The sequence below is a fragment of the Paenibacillus sp. QJM3NY_38 genome (assembly GCF_056173265.1).
The window spans coordinates 438,532-454,100 of record NZ_CM149665.1; the positions used below are offsets into that span (position 1 = coordinate 438,532).

General features: G+C 52.8%; 11 protein-coding genes. 5 read left to right on the forward strand and 6 right to left on the reverse strand.

The window, feature by feature from the left end; genetic code table 11:
• Positions 1 to 39: 39 nt before the first annotated feature.
• Positions 40 to 4,992: a pullulanase gene (locus AC0VZ8_RS01975; RefSeq protein WP_475485880.1), complete on the forward strand. Its 4,953-nt coding sequence runs from the start codon at positions 40 to 42 to the stop codon at positions 4,990 to 4,992.
• Between the two features lie 217 nt (positions 4,993 to 5,209).
• Here the strand turns inward: AC0VZ8_RS01975 and AC0VZ8_RS01980 are convergent, their stop codons facing one another.
• From AC0VZ8_RS01980 to AC0VZ8_RS01995, 4 genes are read right to left on the reverse strand one after another with little or no spacing between them, the layout of a single operon-like run.
• Positions 5,210 to 5,986: a PHP domain-containing protein gene (locus AC0VZ8_RS01980; RefSeq protein ID WP_071219197.1), complete on the reverse strand. Its 777-nt coding sequence runs from the start codon at positions 5,984 to 5,986 to the stop codon at positions 5,210 to 5,212.
• A gap of 34 nt (positions 5,987 to 6,020) precedes the next feature.
• The gene (locus AC0VZ8_RS01985; protein ID WP_475485881.1) at positions 6,021 to 6,830 is read right to left on the reverse strand and encodes an energy-coupling factor transporter transmembrane component T family protein; all 810 of its coding nucleotides are present in this window, start codon (positions 6,828 to 6,830) and stop codon (positions 6,021 to 6,023) included.
• On the reverse strand, positions 6,805 to 8,763 hold the full coding sequence (locus tag AC0VZ8_RS01990) for an ABC transporter ATP-binding protein (protein WP_475485882.1): 1,959 nt from the start codon (positions 8,761 to 8,763) through the stop codon (positions 6,805 to 6,807). Before AC0VZ8_RS01990 ends, AC0VZ8_RS01985 begins: the two co-directional genes overlap by 26 nt.
• On the reverse strand, positions 8,756 to 9,646 hold the full coding sequence (locus AC0VZ8_RS01995) for a DUF8171 family membrane protein (RefSeq protein ID WP_071219195.1): 891 nt from the start codon (positions 9,644 to 9,646) through the stop codon (positions 8,756 to 8,758). The genes AC0VZ8_RS01990 and AC0VZ8_RS01995 overlap by 8 nt, the downstream gene beginning before the upstream one ends.
• A gap of 196 nt (positions 9,647 to 9,842) precedes the next feature.
• On the opposite strand from AC0VZ8_RS01995, the gene AC0VZ8_RS02000 reads away from it, so the two are divergent.
• From AC0VZ8_RS02000 to AC0VZ8_RS02015, 4 genes are all read left to right on the forward strand, one after another.
• A complete protein-coding gene (locus AC0VZ8_RS02000) occupies positions 9,843 to 10,685 on the forward strand; it encodes a MurR/RpiR family transcriptional regulator (protein ID WP_071219194.1) in 843 nt (280 codons plus the stop codon).
• A 419-nt stretch (positions 10,686 to 11,104) separates the two neighbouring features.
• Positions 11,105 to 11,848, forward strand: coding sequence for a hypothetical protein (locus AC0VZ8_RS02005; RefSeq protein WP_260066780.1), 744 nt, complete (start codon positions 11,105 to 11,107; stop codon positions 11,846 to 11,848).
• Positions 11,849 to 11,863: 15 nt separating this feature from the next.
• On the forward strand, positions 11,864 to 13,552 hold the full coding sequence (locus AC0VZ8_RS02010; RefSeq protein WP_475485883.1) for a vWA domain-containing protein: 1,689 nt from the start codon (positions 11,864 to 11,866) through the stop codon (positions 13,550 to 13,552).
• A 52-nt stretch (positions 13,553 to 13,604) separates the two neighbouring features.
• Positions 13,605 to 14,744 (forward strand): toxic anion resistance protein, encoded by a 1,140-nt coding sequence (locus AC0VZ8_RS02015; RefSeq protein ID WP_071219191.1) that lies wholly within the window; start codon positions 13,605 to 13,607, stop codon positions 14,742 to 14,744.
• Between the two features lie 136 nt (positions 14,745 to 14,880).
• Here the strand turns inward: AC0VZ8_RS02015 and AC0VZ8_RS02020 are convergent, their stop codons facing one another.
• Both AC0VZ8_RS02020 and AC0VZ8_RS02025 read right to left on the reverse strand, forming a co-directional pair.
• Positions 14,881 to 15,276, reverse strand: coding sequence for a type II toxin-antitoxin system death-on-curing family toxin (locus AC0VZ8_RS02020; RefSeq protein WP_475485884.1), 396 nt, complete (start codon positions 15,274 to 15,276; stop codon positions 14,881 to 14,883).
• On the reverse strand, positions 15,273 to 15,536 hold the full coding sequence (locus AC0VZ8_RS02025) for an AbrB/MazE/SpoVT family DNA-binding domain-containing protein (RefSeq protein ID WP_098741518.1): 264 nt from the start codon (positions 15,534 to 15,536) through the stop codon (positions 15,273 to 15,275). Before AC0VZ8_RS02025 ends, AC0VZ8_RS02020 begins: the two co-directional genes overlap by 4 nt.
• Between the last annotated feature and the right edge of the window lie 33 nt (positions 15,537 to 15,569).

Sequence of the window (15,569 nt, forward strand, 5' to 3'; positions counted from 1 at the left end):
CTATACCTAATCCAAGAACAGAAGGAGGTTATTTGTTTCATGAGAATGACGGTTTCAAGCAAACGAACCTGGTCCATCATCATGATTGTTTCGCTGATTTTCTCCATGCTCGGCATTCCGCCATCAACGGCCGATGCCAATAGCGCGCCAAGCCAGGTTACGCTGGTGGGGACTCTGCAATCCGAATTAGGCCATAGCGCGGATTGGGATCCGGCTGCCGCCGCGACAACCATGAACGATATGGGGAACGGAGAATACAGGTTTACCGGCAGCTTGCCCGCGGGATCGTACGAATACAAGATTGCGATCGACGGCAAGTGGGACGAGAATTACGGCTCCGCCCATTATTCCAATCCGAGCGGAGCAAACAAGGATGGCAACATCCTCATAACGCTCGCTCAAGATTCCCAGGTTACCTTTTATTACAATCATGGGACTCACCGGATCGCGGATTCTACATACTACGCTCCGATCGAGGCGGATAAGCTTCCCCGAGTGATCGGCAGCTTCCAATCGGGCATCGGCGAAGCGGCCGACTGGTCGCCTGCTGATGCGAGATTAATCATGAAAGATTCCGATTATGACCATGTATACACGGTGACGGCCGACGTGTACGAAGGGGATCATCAGTACCAAATCGCTTTGGGCAGCGATGCGGCAAGTCCGGTTCACCCCGCTAATCGGGAGTCGCTTCAGCTGCCGCAGGATGTTAAGGTTACGTTCAGCTACGATGCGGCCAATCACGGCGTTGCCGCTCATTTCACGGTACCCGCCGATCCGGGAACGCCGGTGCAGGCTAACCATCTGCGCGTCCATTACAACCGGGCTGACGCTAATTACGGGAGCGTCGGACTGTGGATATTCGATGACGTCGCATCCCCGTCCGCCAATTGGCCGGCAGGCGCAACGCCATTCCCTGGCGGGCAGCAGGACGCCTACGGGGCCTTCGTTGACATTCCGCTCAAGGACGGCGCCCAAAAAGTCGGCATCGTCGTTGTCGATCGCATCAGCGGCAATAAAGACGGCGGCGACAAGAAATTCACCCTAGCCTCGCCGGACATGAACGAAGTATGGCTCAAGGAAGGCTCCGATACGGTATACAGCTTTGAGCCTGTTGACCTGCCGGCGGATACCGTGCGCATCCACTATCAACGGCAGGATCAGAACTACGATCCGTACGGTTTGTGGATATGGGGCGACGATGTCGCTGCGCCTTCGAAGGATTGGCCGACGGGGGCTACCATGTTCCCATCAGGCCAAACCGACCGATATGGCGCATACGTGGACGTTCCGATGAAGCCGGGGGCCCAGAAGATTAACTTCCTCGTGCTGGATCCGGCCAAAGGAGACGCCGGCAAAGACGGAGGCGACAAAGGCTTCACCCTGGTAGACCGATACCAGCATCTGTTCATTCAAGAAGGCGACAACACCGTCTACACATCTCCGTATGGGGAAGTGCCTACCGGGTTGGTCTCGGCCGAGGTATTGGCTCCCGGAAAGCTCCAGCTCGGATTTACCATGACCGATGGTTTGGAAGCGGATACGCTGAAGAATGAGCTGCAGATTAAGGATAAGGACGGCCATACGGTTGCCATTCAAAACGTAAAGATTACCGGAAACACGACCATCGAAGTGTCGGCATCATTTCAGCTGAATCAGATACCGCTAAGCGTAACTTACGCCGGAAAAACCGTATCCGCCTCCACCGGCTGGAGAATGCTGGATGAGATGTACGCTTACGACGGCGATGACCTCGGGGCGACTTATCAGGCTGGAGGAGCCGAGCTTAAGCTGTGGGCACCGACGGCGACCGAAGTCACCGCAAATGTGTACAGCAAGGATGATGCCACGCAGTTTATCGGCAACGTCGCCCTCCAAATGGGAGACAAAGGGGTATGGTCGGTTCAGTTGAATCCAGGAGACCTCGGCATCCAAGATTTTAGAGGATATTTCTATCAATACGAAGTGACCAACAACGGCGTGACGAAAACCGTGCTGGATCCATATGCCAAATCCATGGCGCAATTCAGAGTGAACACCAAGGGCGAAGTTGGACCGGACGGCGATACCGTCGGCAAAGCCGCGATCGTCGATTTGAGTCAAACGGATCCCGCCGGCTTGGATTTTGCGGACATTCCGGGCTATGAGCAGCGGGAAGACGCCATCATCTGGGAGATTCACGTCCGGGATTTCACGTCGGATCCGACGATTGAGAATGACCTGCATAACGCGACTTGGGGATCCTACGACGCGTTCAAAGAGAAGCTCGAATACATCAAGTCCCTGGGCGTCACCCATGTTCAGCTGCTGCCCGTGATGGCTTGGTATTACGGTGACGAAGCGGCCATGAAAAACAGGGAGCTGGATTATTCGGCCAAAGACAATGAGTACAACTGGGGATATGACCCGCACGGCTATTTCTCCCCTGACGGTGCTTACTCCGAGGATCCAACGGATCCCGAGCTTCGCATCAAAGAATTGAAGGCGATGATCAATGCCATTCACGAGGCGGACATGGGCGTCGTATTGGACGTGGTCTACACCCATATGGCCAAGGCCGATTTCTTGAATGATATCGTGCCGAACTATTATGCTTTCCAGGATGCCAACGGCAATTTCATCGGCGGCTTCGGCAACAATCTGGCGACCAACCACAAGATGGCCGAGAAGCTGATGGTGGACTCGGTGAAATATTGGTTCGACGAATACAAAATCGACGGCATGCGCTGGGACATGATGGGCGATGCCACCTATGAAGCCGTGCAGAACGCCTATGATGCCGCTGCAGCCATCAACCCGAAAGCGCTGTTTATCGGCGAAGGCTGGGTCACGTTCGGCGGTCATTTGTCGGATCCCTCCCTGGCAGGCAAGGGGGCGGACCAGAATTGGATGGACAAAACGGACGACGTCGGCGTTTTCTCCGATGAGTTCCGCAACGAGTTGAAATCCGGCTTCGGCAATGAAGGCGAGCCGCGATTCATTACGGGCGGCGCGCGCGACATCCAAACCATTTTCAACAATATCAAAGCGCAGCCGAGCAACACGAAGGAAGACGATCCGGGTGACATGGTTCAATACATCGAAGCCCATGACAATTTGCCGCTGTACGACATTATTGCGCAGTCCATCAAAAAGGACCCGTCGATTGCAGCGAATGATCTGGAGATCCATAAGCGCATTCGCCTGGGCAACCTGCTCACCTTGACCTCTCAAGGAACGGCGTTCCTCCATGCAGGACAGGAGTACGGGCGGACCAAGCAATGGCTGGGCCCAGGGGTTCCCGAGCAGAAATACCATGAATTAGAGGACGAGGCAGGAAACCGCTTCGGTTATTTCATCCATGATTCCTACGACTCCTCCGACGCCATCAACATGTTCGATTGGGAGAAAGCGACGGATGAAGCCAAATATCCGGAAAATAACAAGACGCGGGAATATACGACCGGACTGATCGAGTTAAGAAAATCGTCCGACGCTTTCCGTCTCGGCGATCAGTCGATGGTGAATTCGAACGTAACGCTGCTGCAGATTCCCGAAGTAAAGGCGCAGGATCTGGTCATTGCATATAAGAATAAAGCGACGGACGGAACCGGCCATTATTATGTGTTCGTTAATGCGGATAACCAGTCGAGAACGTTGACGCTAAGCAAAGATCTGAGCTCCGGCACGGTGGTGGTCGATAACGATGAAGCCGGCACGACCGGCGTCAAAGCGAAGTCCGGCTTCGCGTTAACCTCCGGCTCGATCACGCTGGAACCTCTGACGGCCGTTGTGATTAAAATGAATGCTAAGATCGATGACGGCGGCAACGGCAGCAACCCCGGCAGTGGAAACGGAGGCGGGGGAACAGGCGGCAATCCGCCTGCCGATCCGGGAACGAAGCCAAATCAAGGTCAGCGGATTGTTAACGAAGAATCGCTGCGCGGCGGGCAAGAAAAAGTGACGATTCAGCTCGGTGCCGAGGATATCGAAGTTCTCCTGCCGCTGACGGCAGGGGACATCCTGGGGACGAAGCCGCTGGAACTGAAGCAGGACGGCGTGATGGTACAGCTTCCGTCTGCACTGCTCAAAGCGCTGCGCCAGCTCGTACCGGCCGAGCAGGCTAAGGATGCAGTCATTTCGTTTAAGCTGGATGAGGTTGGATCGCAGACAGCTGCCTCTCTCGTAGCCAAAGCAGCTGCTGTCGAGAAGGCTAAACTGAAGCAGGGCAGCAAGATGTACGAATTGGATCTTAACGTCCGTACAAAAGACGGCAAGGCATATAAGCTGGAGCATTTCGTAGCACCTGTATCGATTGCTTTTCCTGTCGACAGCACCACTCATGGCGAGCTGGCCGGCATCTATCATATCTCGGATACGGGTCTATTGAAATATGCCGGCGGCAAGCCGGTAAACAGGCAGCTGACGGCTGAGGTCAGTCAATTGAGTTACTATGCCGTGCTGGAATACGGCAAATCGTTTGCCGACCTTGCCGGCCATTGGGCGGAGCAAGCGGTAAAAGAGCTGGCAGCCAAGCATATTGTGAATGGCACCGGCGATACGAAATTCAATCCGCATCAGCCGCTGACACGCGCGCAGTTCGCTGCGATGCTCGTTCGTGCCCTGGGCCTTGAAAGCACGCAAGGTGCGGCCTTCACGGATGTGGACGGCGATGCATGGTATGCTTCGGCGGTTGCGGCGGCTTCCCAGCACGGGCTGGTGAACGGCAGAGGCAAGGAGACGTTCGCACCGAACGCGGCGATCACCCGCGAGGAGCTGGCTGTCATGCTCTATCGTGCTTACCAGACTAAGGGAGACGCTTCTTCCTTAGAGGGAGCGCCGGACCTGAAAGATAAGCAGCAAATTTCTCCATGGACACTCCAAGAGGTGAATGAAGCCCTGGCTCTTGGCTTGATGAAGGGGCATGCGAATGGCATGTTTACGCCTCAAGCCAAGACCACCCGTGCGGAAAGCGCGCAAGCCATGCTGAATCTGTTGGACCGGCTGCAGTAATTCCGCCCATCCCGCCGATTCGCGCAACGCTGGAATGGGGTTAGAGGGCCGGTTGCAGCGGGAATGACATGGGATCGAGTCGCAATATAACAATCTTTCGGAAACGCAAGGAGCCTGGACATGGATACATGCCCAGGCTCCTTTTTCGTCCATGAATGTACATGGATAATACTCAGTGGGGGTGCCTTTTGAACTTTGGAGCAGTTTCAACCTTTACCTAGATGACGGCAGAGGGGGATTGGAGCCGGATGATCTCCTTCATGAGCTTTTTCAGCATGACGGAGGCTTTGACCTTAATGGGCAGGCTGTCCGAGACATGAAGCTGGTAAGCGCCTTGCATAATGGCACTTTTAAGCTCGTCGGCGGACTCGCAAGGCATTTGCAGCTCATTATAGACGCTTCCGAATTGGAGGCATTGATGCGTATCGCTTCCCGCCGTAACAGGTTTGCCGAGATCGGCAGCGAAACGTTGAACCTGATCTTGATTGGCTTCGCTGCCATATTGATACATATCCTTGGCATTGAGATCGAAGGCGTCCAGGCGGCTCAACTGACTGCGGGTGAGATGGTGGAGCGGCGTGCTCTCCCGGAACGGATGGGCACCGATCTTGAGCAGCGGGAAGGCTTCGGCCAAGTCCATCAGATCATCAAAGGGAATGAAGGAGCCCTTCTCTGTATATCCATCCAGCTGGCGGCGGGTCTCCAGAATATACTCCTTCCGGCCAATTAGCAGAATGTGACCGGTCTCCCGAATATCCACTTCCATGCCCGGAAAGATTTTCAATCCGTCTGCATCGTAGTATTCGCCATTGTAGGGAAACATCCGGTCAAGCTGCTGGTACACTTCTTCAAAATGGCGCGTATTGAAATGCTCGGTCAGAGCAAGCGCATCAAGGCCGTTGTCCAGCGCCTCCCGAATCATCTCTTCATAATAAACTTTTGAGAAATCGGACGCTTTGGACAATTTGGCATGGGTATGAAGATCAATTTTCATATTCGAACACTCCTTGTATAAGTCAGTGGTAAGGTCAGCCGATCCAGAACAATAATGCGGTATATACTGCCGTCCCGGACAGGAACAGCACATCCCTCGCGGACAGGATCAGGTGGGACAGCTTCAGCTTCTTGGCGGCCGGATTCTTCATGCCATAGGAGAACCCGCGGGTCTCCAGCGCTTCTACCGTCGTGCGGGAACGTTTGGCGGTAGCCAGCATCAAGGGGAAGAAGGATAGCACCAGCAGCTTTATATAATAGGCTGCGAGCCGCCAGTAGAGAAAACCCGGGCGTTCTGGCGCTTTTCCCCGCAATCGGTAAGAGAGCATTACATTGCGGAATTCTTCGAACAATACGGGGAGAATCCGATAACCGTATGACAAGCTGAATGAGAAGGCGGCAGGCATGCCGAGCGCAAGCAGACCGTCGCTGATTTTCTCGGGATCCATCCCGGAGAAGACCGTAATGCTCGCAAGCGATACAACCGACAGCTTTAAGGTGAGCTTCAGCAACGGTAGCGCGGAACTGATGTCCCCGCCGAAAAAGAGGGACACAATAAACAGCCAGCCAACCTGGCCGATCAAGCCCAGGCATAGCACAATGATAATAAACGGCGTTACCCGCGACAGAACGGTGGTAACTACCATCATCAGAAACAATCCGGCCAGCACGGTGATGCTGGAGATGAACCAGGGTGCGATAGCGAAGAACAGGTACCAGATCAGCATGCATCGAGGGTCCAACCGGGAAAGGGAGGCATGGCCGCTTCCGTAGGCGGTATTCATCAACTCGAGTTGAATCCGTTCAATCGTAATCTTGTTAAACCAGTTGCGGACTAACTGCATGGTGGTGAAGTTCCTTTCCGCTCATAATGCCGTACATATGCTGCGCAAACTCGACCGGCGAGCTGGTTGGGGGCATGACGCCCAGCCTTGTCGATAAATCCATCATCTGGGTCGGTGCGAGACCGGCCCGGGAAATGAGCTCCGAATCGGCGAAGATCTCGGAGACGGTGCCGTCGCCGGCCACGACGCCTTGATTTAAGACGATCACTCTAGTCGCCCATTCGTGAACTAGCTGCATATCATGGGTGGCGATGACAACGGTACGGACATGGTCCTCCAGCTCCTGCAGCGTATTCATCAGCTCCTCGCGAGTGGACATATCCAGATTGGCCGTTGGCTCATCGAGCAGAATCAGCCGGGGCATCATGGCGGCTCCTATGGCCAGGGATACGCGGCGCTGCTGGCCTCCGCTGAGGAGACGGGCGTCCCGTTCCTTGAGAGGCTCAAGCCGGAAATGGGTCAGCATGCGATGAACCCTGTCCTCAGCTTCCGGGAGGCGGCGGCTCTTTAAGCCATAGGCCACTTCTTTATACACATTATCTTCAATGAACATATCCTCTGGATTCTGGAAGACATAAGCCACGTTAGCGGATATTTGCTCCATTGATAAATCCTTGGTATTCCTACCCATAATCGAGACGGAGCCGTCGGAAGGCTTGGCGATGCCGGCAATCAGCTTCAGAAGAGATGATTTGCCCGCGCCGTTGTTGCCAACAAGCGCGATGCGTTCCCCTTCATATAGGCGAAGATCAATGCCCCGGAGAACCTCGTGCTCTGCTTTATGAATCGTTCGGTAGCGCAGTACGGATCGGTTAAAATGTACGAGCGTGCTATGCTCCATTTGCCGTTCTATTTCAGGCTCCTGTCGAGGACTGTGCTGGTCGGAATCCGGGTTCTTCACGGTTGTGTCAGCCGGTGAAGCATCGTCAGCTCTCGCGCCGGTTGGTGTATGATCAAACAGCAACGGGGTATCCGTGTGCCTTTGCAGAAGTTCTCCAAAATAGACCTCTGCTTCCTCAGCCGTAATAGGGTAAGGCTGCTGCAGCTGATATCCGGGCAATCCCATAGCATGAGAGCCGGAGCCGACCGTTATCGAGTGTCCATCCTGCGGGCTGCGGGGAGCCATACCGCCATTCAGCAGAATCGCAGACAACTGTACCGCTGCTTTGGTCACCTGGGGCGGCTGGATGCCCAGCCGCTCCAGATCTTCAAGGCTGTTCAGCGCTTCGATGACCGGGCGCTGCCACAGTACTTTCCCCTGCTCCATCAGGCACACTTCCTCACAGTAGTCGGCAATAAACTCCGTATGATGCTCAATCACGATAATGGTTTTTCCATGAACCTGATTCAATTGGCGCAGCACATCATACACCTGCCTGGCGTGTTGGGGATCGAGCTGGGATACCGGCTCATCCACCACGAGGATGTCCGGTTCCAGCGAGAGGGCTCCCGCCAAGGCGAGCAGATGCTTCTGCCCGCCGCTCAGCTCCCAGATATAGCGCTCCTTCAGATGGGTTAATCCGCACATATCGAGTGCCCTCGAGCCCATGGCCCGGTAGTCCGGGAGTCCGTAATTGAGCGGAGCGAAGTTGGCTTCATCCATGACCGTCGGACGGACAAGCTGGTTATCAAAATCCTGATAGACATACCCTACCATACGCGACAACTCGGAGACTGTCCGGTTCTCGGCGGAAACCCCGCAGATTTCAACGGTTCCCGTGAAGTCGCCTGCATAATAGTGGGGAATCAATCCGTTGAACAGCTTGCAGAGCGTGGATTTGCCGCAGCCGTTTCCTCCGATGATCGCCGTAAAGCTGCCGCGGCGAATATGCAGGGACGCCTCATTTAGCACGGGCTGCTCCGAACCGGGATAGACGAAGGTGACGCCTGCGATTCGGATTGCCGGGTTGTCATGAACGAACGGTTTAGACATAAGGCGGGTTCTCCGACATTTTCTCTTCTTGAAGACCGCGGTTTCTCCTGGCCCGCATGAACGTCAAGGCCGCAATGGCAACGATGGCGGCTGCACCGATGCTGATCCAGATTGCGCCGATGCCGAACCGGTCTGCAAATCCGCTGTCCCACTCGCCGAAGTTCCAGTCCGTTTCCGAAAGGGATTCCGCTCCGAAGGCAACCAGCGCCAAAGCGATTCCAGCCAGGACCAGCTTGGGCGAGATGATGCCGGCAGCTTCGTATTTGGTAAGCTTTTGGCGGGGTTTAATGCCGAGCAGTGGTTCGATTTTTCCATACAACCTTGGAACCAGATATAATGTAGGCAGAAGAGCGAACAGAATGCCGGAGAACAGCACATCGTTCAGGAAACCGATGCCTTCGACAAGCACCACGCTTTGTGCAAGCCCGGGTACGGCTTCGAATTCCTCGACGCCGATCCAGACCTTGCCGATGTCTACCAGAGAGCTGCACAGCTGATGGATGATGACGCCCGACATGGCGGCGATGCCTACCTGGGCGCGATTGAGGGGATTTTTGACCATGCGGCCGGCAACGTACATGGCGAAGGAGAAGGTAAGAAACTTCTCCAGCTCGCCGAGGCCGCCGAATTGTCCGAGCATGAGTTCACCGAAGATGACCTCGCCGAGCGCTGCCCCCACAGCCGCGTAAAAAGGATGGAACAGCATGCAGAGCGTCAAGGGGATGAACGCGAAATATTCGACGGACAGCTCGATCGGACCCAGGCGGAACGCGGGGATGAGCTCAGTGAACATGTTGGATAGGCCGTACAGCGACATGGACAACACAAAAATCATCATTTTCTGCGAAGACGTTAGGGTATAGACCCGTGAATTGCTTGCCATTAAAAAGAAGCCTCCTTGGGAATGGATTTGTTATCAGTATAGGAGGCGATTATTAAAATGAACGGAGTACTATGTCAACGCATTGTAATATTTTTTACATAGATGTGATAATGAAATAAAATTTACATAACAATCACGGCGTATGATGAGTTCATACCGAACGCTGAAGACTGATCGTAGAAGGAGTGTTGCAGCAATGAAAAATTGGTTTCCCGATAAATCCGGATTTTCGCCGAGTCAGCTCAAAATTGCCGATTTTATCGAACGTTATCCTGAGGAGATGCTGTTCATGACCGAGCAGGAAATCGCCGATCGGCTTGGCACCAGCATCGCGACCGTATCCCGGTTTTGGCGTGCCGTCGGTTACGACAATGCCAAGGCGTTTAAGCTCAAGCTGCGGGAGTCCTCGGATTCGACGCCTGCGGTGAAACTGGAAAAGACGATATCCCGGCTGGACGCGTCCAGTTTGCCGGTGAAAATGCTGGAGCAGGCGAAGCAACATCTGCAGGATACGATAGAGCGGATCCATCCCGATGAGCTGGAGGAAGCAGCCGGGCTGATGGCTTCGGCAAGACGCGTCTATATCTATGCACCAGGTCCATCCCTGTCGCTGGGCGAGCTGTTATCGTACCGTTTATCCCGGTTCGGCATGTCGGTGCGGATCATGGCCGGGAGCGGCCATGAACTGCTGGAATCGCTGGCACACATGGAAAGCGAGGATGTCGTACTGATCTTCAGCTTCACCCGGATGCTCCCGGAAACGGAGGTCATTCTGGACTGCGTAAGCCGCGTGCAGAATGCGGCGATCATGATCACTGACCGGGAGGACTTTCGTTATGGAACACCGGCGCGAATCTCGTTCTATGCCAGTCGGGGGGATATGGGCGAGTTTCATTCCATGGTGACGCCGCTATTGCTGATCGAGCAGCTCATTCTGAGCATCGGCATGCTGAATAAGGAGAAGGTGCTGCGCAAGCTGGATTATTTAGGTGAACTGCGGACTAGGTATGCGGATAAGCTGCCGCGAGGCAAAGCTTAAAGTCTGCTCGAAGGTGCCCTTCTATTAATAGCAGAAGTCTTTCAGGTAATCCCTGAAGGACTTTTTTTGTGCCTTTTGTCGCAGAACCATTGGATTATTTATGTGATTTTGTTATAGTTACCCTGATCTAGCTTGCCTCAGCTCGACCTCCTGTTCTTCCTGCAACTCTCTGCGTCTGCACCTGGCGTTCAAGGCACAGGACGAAAATGTGAACGTCATCTTGACCAGGCGAGGATCTGATACAAAAATGGAGTGAATTGTGAATCGGCTGGCCTATTGCGCGAGGAAAATGCATCTAACTTCGAATTGAGACGTAGTATGTGTTATATCCTTATGTATCTATGTTTTACGGATGTTTCAAAAGGCGGTTATAGGTCGAATCAGTCATCGCTCTATAGGAGTAGGGGAGGTGTTAATTCTTGAATGGCTCGAAATCCGTGAAGCTGCTCCTGCTTATGGCGGTTATCGCGATCGTGAATATTGTCCTGGTTTCACCCGGGTTCCTCGGATTTCAGATCGGCGGCGACAGCGCCTTCCAGTCGGCATTGGTCATCACCGTATGGGTTGTCAGTGTTCTTGCACTCTTTTATGGCAGTTATGTCTTGTTATTCAAGCCTCCGGCTGCGAAGGCGATCCAAACGATTCAGACCCGTGAGGATTACATAGACGCGCTTCACCATTATCGCAATGTGAAAGTGCTGAAGAATGATATCGCCCTTGCCCTGGACCAATTGGAGCGAATCGAGAAAAAGAGGAATGCGCTGCTGAATGTCCTGGGTCAGCGTTTTGAACAAACAGAGCTCAGTTACAAGAAATTCATGGCGGTTATCGATGAGGTGGAGAAGCTGTTTTATCTCAATATCCGAGGAATTCTGAACAAGCTGGGTGTCTTCGCCGCATCTGATTTCAACCGCATGGGTGATCAGCCCAAAGCCTCCCAGCTATCCGGCAAGGTGGCGCAGAAAAAAACGGCGTTATACCAAGAGTATCTGTCTTACGTGACCGGTTATCTGGAAGCGAATGAGGAGATCATGCTCAAGCTTGATAAACTGCTGCTGGAGATTTCCTTGCTTGGCAGCACCGATTACCGGGATGTGGAAGAGATGCCCTGCATGAAGGAAATCGATATGTTAATCAAACAAACCAAATTATATAAGCAATAAGAGAGGGAGATGATTATGCGAAGCAAGGGTAGTGCTTTTGTTGTACTAGTGGCCATTGCAGTGGTCGTGTTTGTTCTGGTGTACGCGGGAATCACATTAACCTCGAACCTGGGCAAGAGCGAAGCCGAGGTCGATTCGGAAGGCGCGGCTAAGAAAATCAACAAAATCTACAAGGACATTGTGGTCACGACGGCGGACCCGATAAAAGGTCAAGTCGATCTGGACCCGGTGGCCGTAGCAGACTCCCTGCCTGATATATCCAAATTCCCAATCTCGGTTGAGAATACAACGGACTTATACGTCGAAATTTTCTCTTCTCCCGAGAAAGCAGGGCCGGGCATTGACGGATGGCTGAATGAAGTGGCAGAGGAATTCAACAAATCCAAGCCGGTAGTGAACGGCCAGCCGGTATCCGTGAAGATCCGCAATATTGCTTCGGGAACCGCAACCGATTACATAACATCCGGGAAGTACGTGCCGGACGCTTTTACCCCTTCCAATGAGCTGTGGGGGGAGATGGTTAAGGAATATGGCGTCAAAGCCGAGCTAGTATCCAAGCGTCTCACGGGGAACGTGACCGGCGTTGTCACCCGAAAGGCCAAATATGACGAGCTGGTAGAGAAGTACGGCTCCTTGAACGTCAAAACGCTGACGGATGCGATAGCGAATAATGAGTTGGCGATGGGGTATACGGATCCTTTTGCCAGCTCAACGGGTCTTAACTTTCTGATCACGGCCCTTGAAACGTTTGACAGCTCGGATCTGCTTAGTGAAAAAGCGGTACAGGGCTTCGAAAAATTCCAGGCGAACGTCCCTTTCACGGCTTCGACCACGATCCAGATGCGCGATGCGGCGAAGTCCGGCATGCTGGATGCCTTTGTCCTGGAGTATCAGACCTATGTCAATGCGGCGGATATGAAAAGCGGTTACGTCTTTACCCCGTTTGGCGTAAGGCATGACAGTCCTTTGTATGCGCTCGGGAAATTGCCGCAGGAGAAGCTGGAGATCATTAAGAAATTTGCGGCGTTTGTCGAGCAGGACAAATACCAGAAGATGGCCGACAAAAAAGGGTTCAACGGTTTGAATGATTACCAATCCGAACTTGAAGTTGTTGACAGCAGCCTGCTGCCGTCCGCCCAAAAGCTGTGGAAGGAGAAGAAGGACGGCAACAAGCCGGTTGCAGCCGTGTTCGTGGCGGATGTGTCGGGGAGCATGGACGGTGAGCCGTTAAACCGACTCAAGGAATCGCTGTTGACTGGGCAGAAATATTTGGGCCGGGACAACAGCATCGGCTTCGTATCGTATTCCACGGATGTCACGATTAATCTTCCGATCGGCAAGTACGACTTGAATCAGCAGTCGATGTTTGTCGGGGCGATCAACAGCCTTGAAGCCAGCGGGAATACCGCGACCTTTGACGGCATTGTGGTGGCGATGAAGATGCTTCAGGACGAGATGGCGGCGAATCCGGACGTGAAACCTCTGATTTTTGTGCTGAGTGACGGAGAGACGAACGTTGGCCACTCTCTCGACGATATTCGGGAACTGATCCAGGCCTACAAAATCCCGGTGTACACGATTGGCTATAATGCCAACATCCAGGCGCTTCAAAGTATCTCCAGCATTAATGAAGCCGCCAGCATCAACGCCGATACCGATGATGTCGTATACAAAATCAGCCAGCTGCTGAATGTGCAGATGTAGCATCAATACAAGCGATATAAGAGTTAACAAGAAACTTGGAGGAGGGGTTATATTGTCATTTACGATGGAAGTCATAAGTCCCGAGGAGATCAAGACGGCGATTGAGGAGCAGGTGAAGCCTGAGCCGGAAGAAGTCACGCAGCTGAAGGAGCTGGCGGCTAACAATGTGCAGGCCATCATGGAGCTGGATATTGAATCGCTCGAGAAGCGAAGACAGGTGCTGCAATCCATTGAAAGCTTTGGCATCGGCACGATGAGATCCTCCTCGGAGAAGAATGCGCTCCTGCAGGTTCAGGTGGGGAGATTATCGAAAACCGGGGATGAAGGCGGTCAAGTGGCTAAAGGGTTAACGGAGCTGCAGCTGCAGCTGAAGGATCTGGATCCGAGCGTTGTGGATTTTGCGAAAAGCGGTCTTCTGGGCATGGTATTTAACCCGCTGCGCCGATATTTTGCCAAGTTTCAAAAGGCGGATGCCGTCATTTCGGACATCATCATTTCTCTTGATAAAGGAAAAACCGTACTAAAGAATGACAACACCACGCTGGAGATTGAACAGCAAACCCTCCGCGAGCTCACCAAAAAGCTGCAAAAGGAAATTCAGCTGGGCATGCTCATGGACGCAGAGATCGAATCCCAGGTCGAGGCGGCTAAAATACGGCAGGAGTCGGAGGATAAAATCCGGTTTATTACTGAAGAGGTGCTGTTTCCGCTGCGCCAGCGCGTGATGGACCTGCAGCAGATGCTGGTCGTGAACCAGCAGGGGATCATGGCTATTGAAGTGGTCATCCGGAACAACAAAGAATTAATTCGCGGCGTGGATCGGGCGAGAAACGTAACGGTAACGGCGCTGAAAATCTCGGTCACGGTGGCTAGTGCCCTGTACAACCAGAAGATTGTCCTGAAGAAAATCGAGCTGCTGAACGAAACCACGAACAACCTGATCAGCGCCACTTCCAAAATGCTGAAGGATCAGGGCGCGGCGATTCACAAGCAATCGCTGGAAACGAGCATTTCCGTCGATACCTTGAAGCAAGCGTTCACGGATGTGCTGTCAGCGCTTGATTCCATCAGCACATATAAGCAGGAGGCTCTCCCGCGGATGCGTGAGACGATCCACCAGTTCAGTGAGCTGGCGGTAACGGGCGAGCAGCAGATCCAGCGCTTGGAGCGGGGGCAGAAGCTGGGACTGTAGCGCAGGCGGGGACATCATCAAATAAAGAGTGTGCGGTTACGAGACTGCACACTCTTTATATTTGGATAAAGTCTTAGGCTCGCAAATAATTAAGCAGGATCCGCTTGAGAATCGCCAGGGGTCGCTTTTTATTACGTTATTTCATGGAATATTCTTTAATAAGGGACGTAAGTTCTTGAAAGGTGAATTTGTGATTAACCATATCGACCGTGAAGTTCTCTGCTTGTTTTTGATCCATGATAAATCGATATCCGTTATAGCGTAAAAACAGGAGAAGAGCCGTGAAGGCGGTTCTTTTATTGGCGTTTTGAAATGGGTGATTTTGTCCCAGTGATTCAAATAATGCAGCTGACTTTTCCCAGATAGATAAATAGGCGTCCTCTCCAAAAGCTGACGATTTAGGCCGATGGAGAGCCGACTCAAGCAAATGCGGGCTCTTTACACCGATATGCTCGCCGACACTATATTTCTGTATCATAGCGACGTTAATGGCGATAACCTCTTGGGAGGTTAGATAACGTATAGGGTTCATCGATCTTTTAACCCTTTTAGGGTCTGGTCGTATTCGCTCATGATCTCAGACAAAGTATCTAAGAAATCAGGGCTGATGCCGTCAGGTAGGGAGACTTTGTTAGCTTTTTTAATGATGATCTCACCATCGGTTTGATTAACATCTATTTGTACTGTATCGCCTAGTTCTAAACCAATCTGTTTGAGGGCATCCGTCATTGTAATTCCCAGGCTGTTGCCAAACTTAGTGACTTTCCGTTCCATTTCGTTCACCCTGCTCATATAAAGTTTTCCTCCTTAATTATATTATTCAAC

Excerpts from the sequence above, each read along its gene's own strand:
- AC0VZ8_RS01975 (WP_475485880.1), top strand. The coding sequence starts at position 40 with ATGAGAATGACGGTTTCAAGCAAACGAACCTGGTCCATCATCATGATT.
- AC0VZ8_RS01980 (WP_071219197.1), bottom strand. The coding sequence starts at position 5,986 with ATGAAAATTGATCTTCATACCCATGCCAAATTGTCCAAAGCGTCCGAT.
- AC0VZ8_RS01985 (WP_475485881.1), bottom strand. The coding sequence starts at position 6,830 with ATGCAGTTAGTCCGCAACTGGTTTAACAAGATTACGATTGAACGGATT.
- AC0VZ8_RS01990 (WP_475485882.1), bottom strand. The coding sequence starts at position 8,763 with ATGTCTAAACCGTTCGTTCATGACAACCCGGCAATCCGAATCGCAGGC.
- AC0VZ8_RS01995 (WP_071219195.1), bottom strand. The coding sequence starts at position 9,646 with ATGGCAAGCAATTCACGGGTCTATACCCTAACGTCTTCGCAGAAAATG.
- AC0VZ8_RS02000 (WP_071219194.1), top strand. The coding sequence starts at position 9,843 with ATGAAAAATTGGTTTCCCGATAAATCCGGATTTTCGCCGAGTCAGCTC.
- AC0VZ8_RS02010 (WP_475485883.1), top strand. The coding sequence starts at position 11,864 with ATGCGAAGCAAGGGTAGTGCTTTTGTTGTACTAGTGGCCATTGCAGTG.
- AC0VZ8_RS02020 (WP_475485884.1), bottom strand. The coding sequence starts at position 15,276 with ATGAACCCTATACGTTATCTAACCTCCCAAGAGGTTATCGCCATTAAC.
- AC0VZ8_RS02025 (WP_098741518.1), bottom strand. The coding sequence starts at position 15,536 with ATGAGCAGGGTGAACGAAATGGAACGGAAAGTCACTAAGTTTGGCAAC.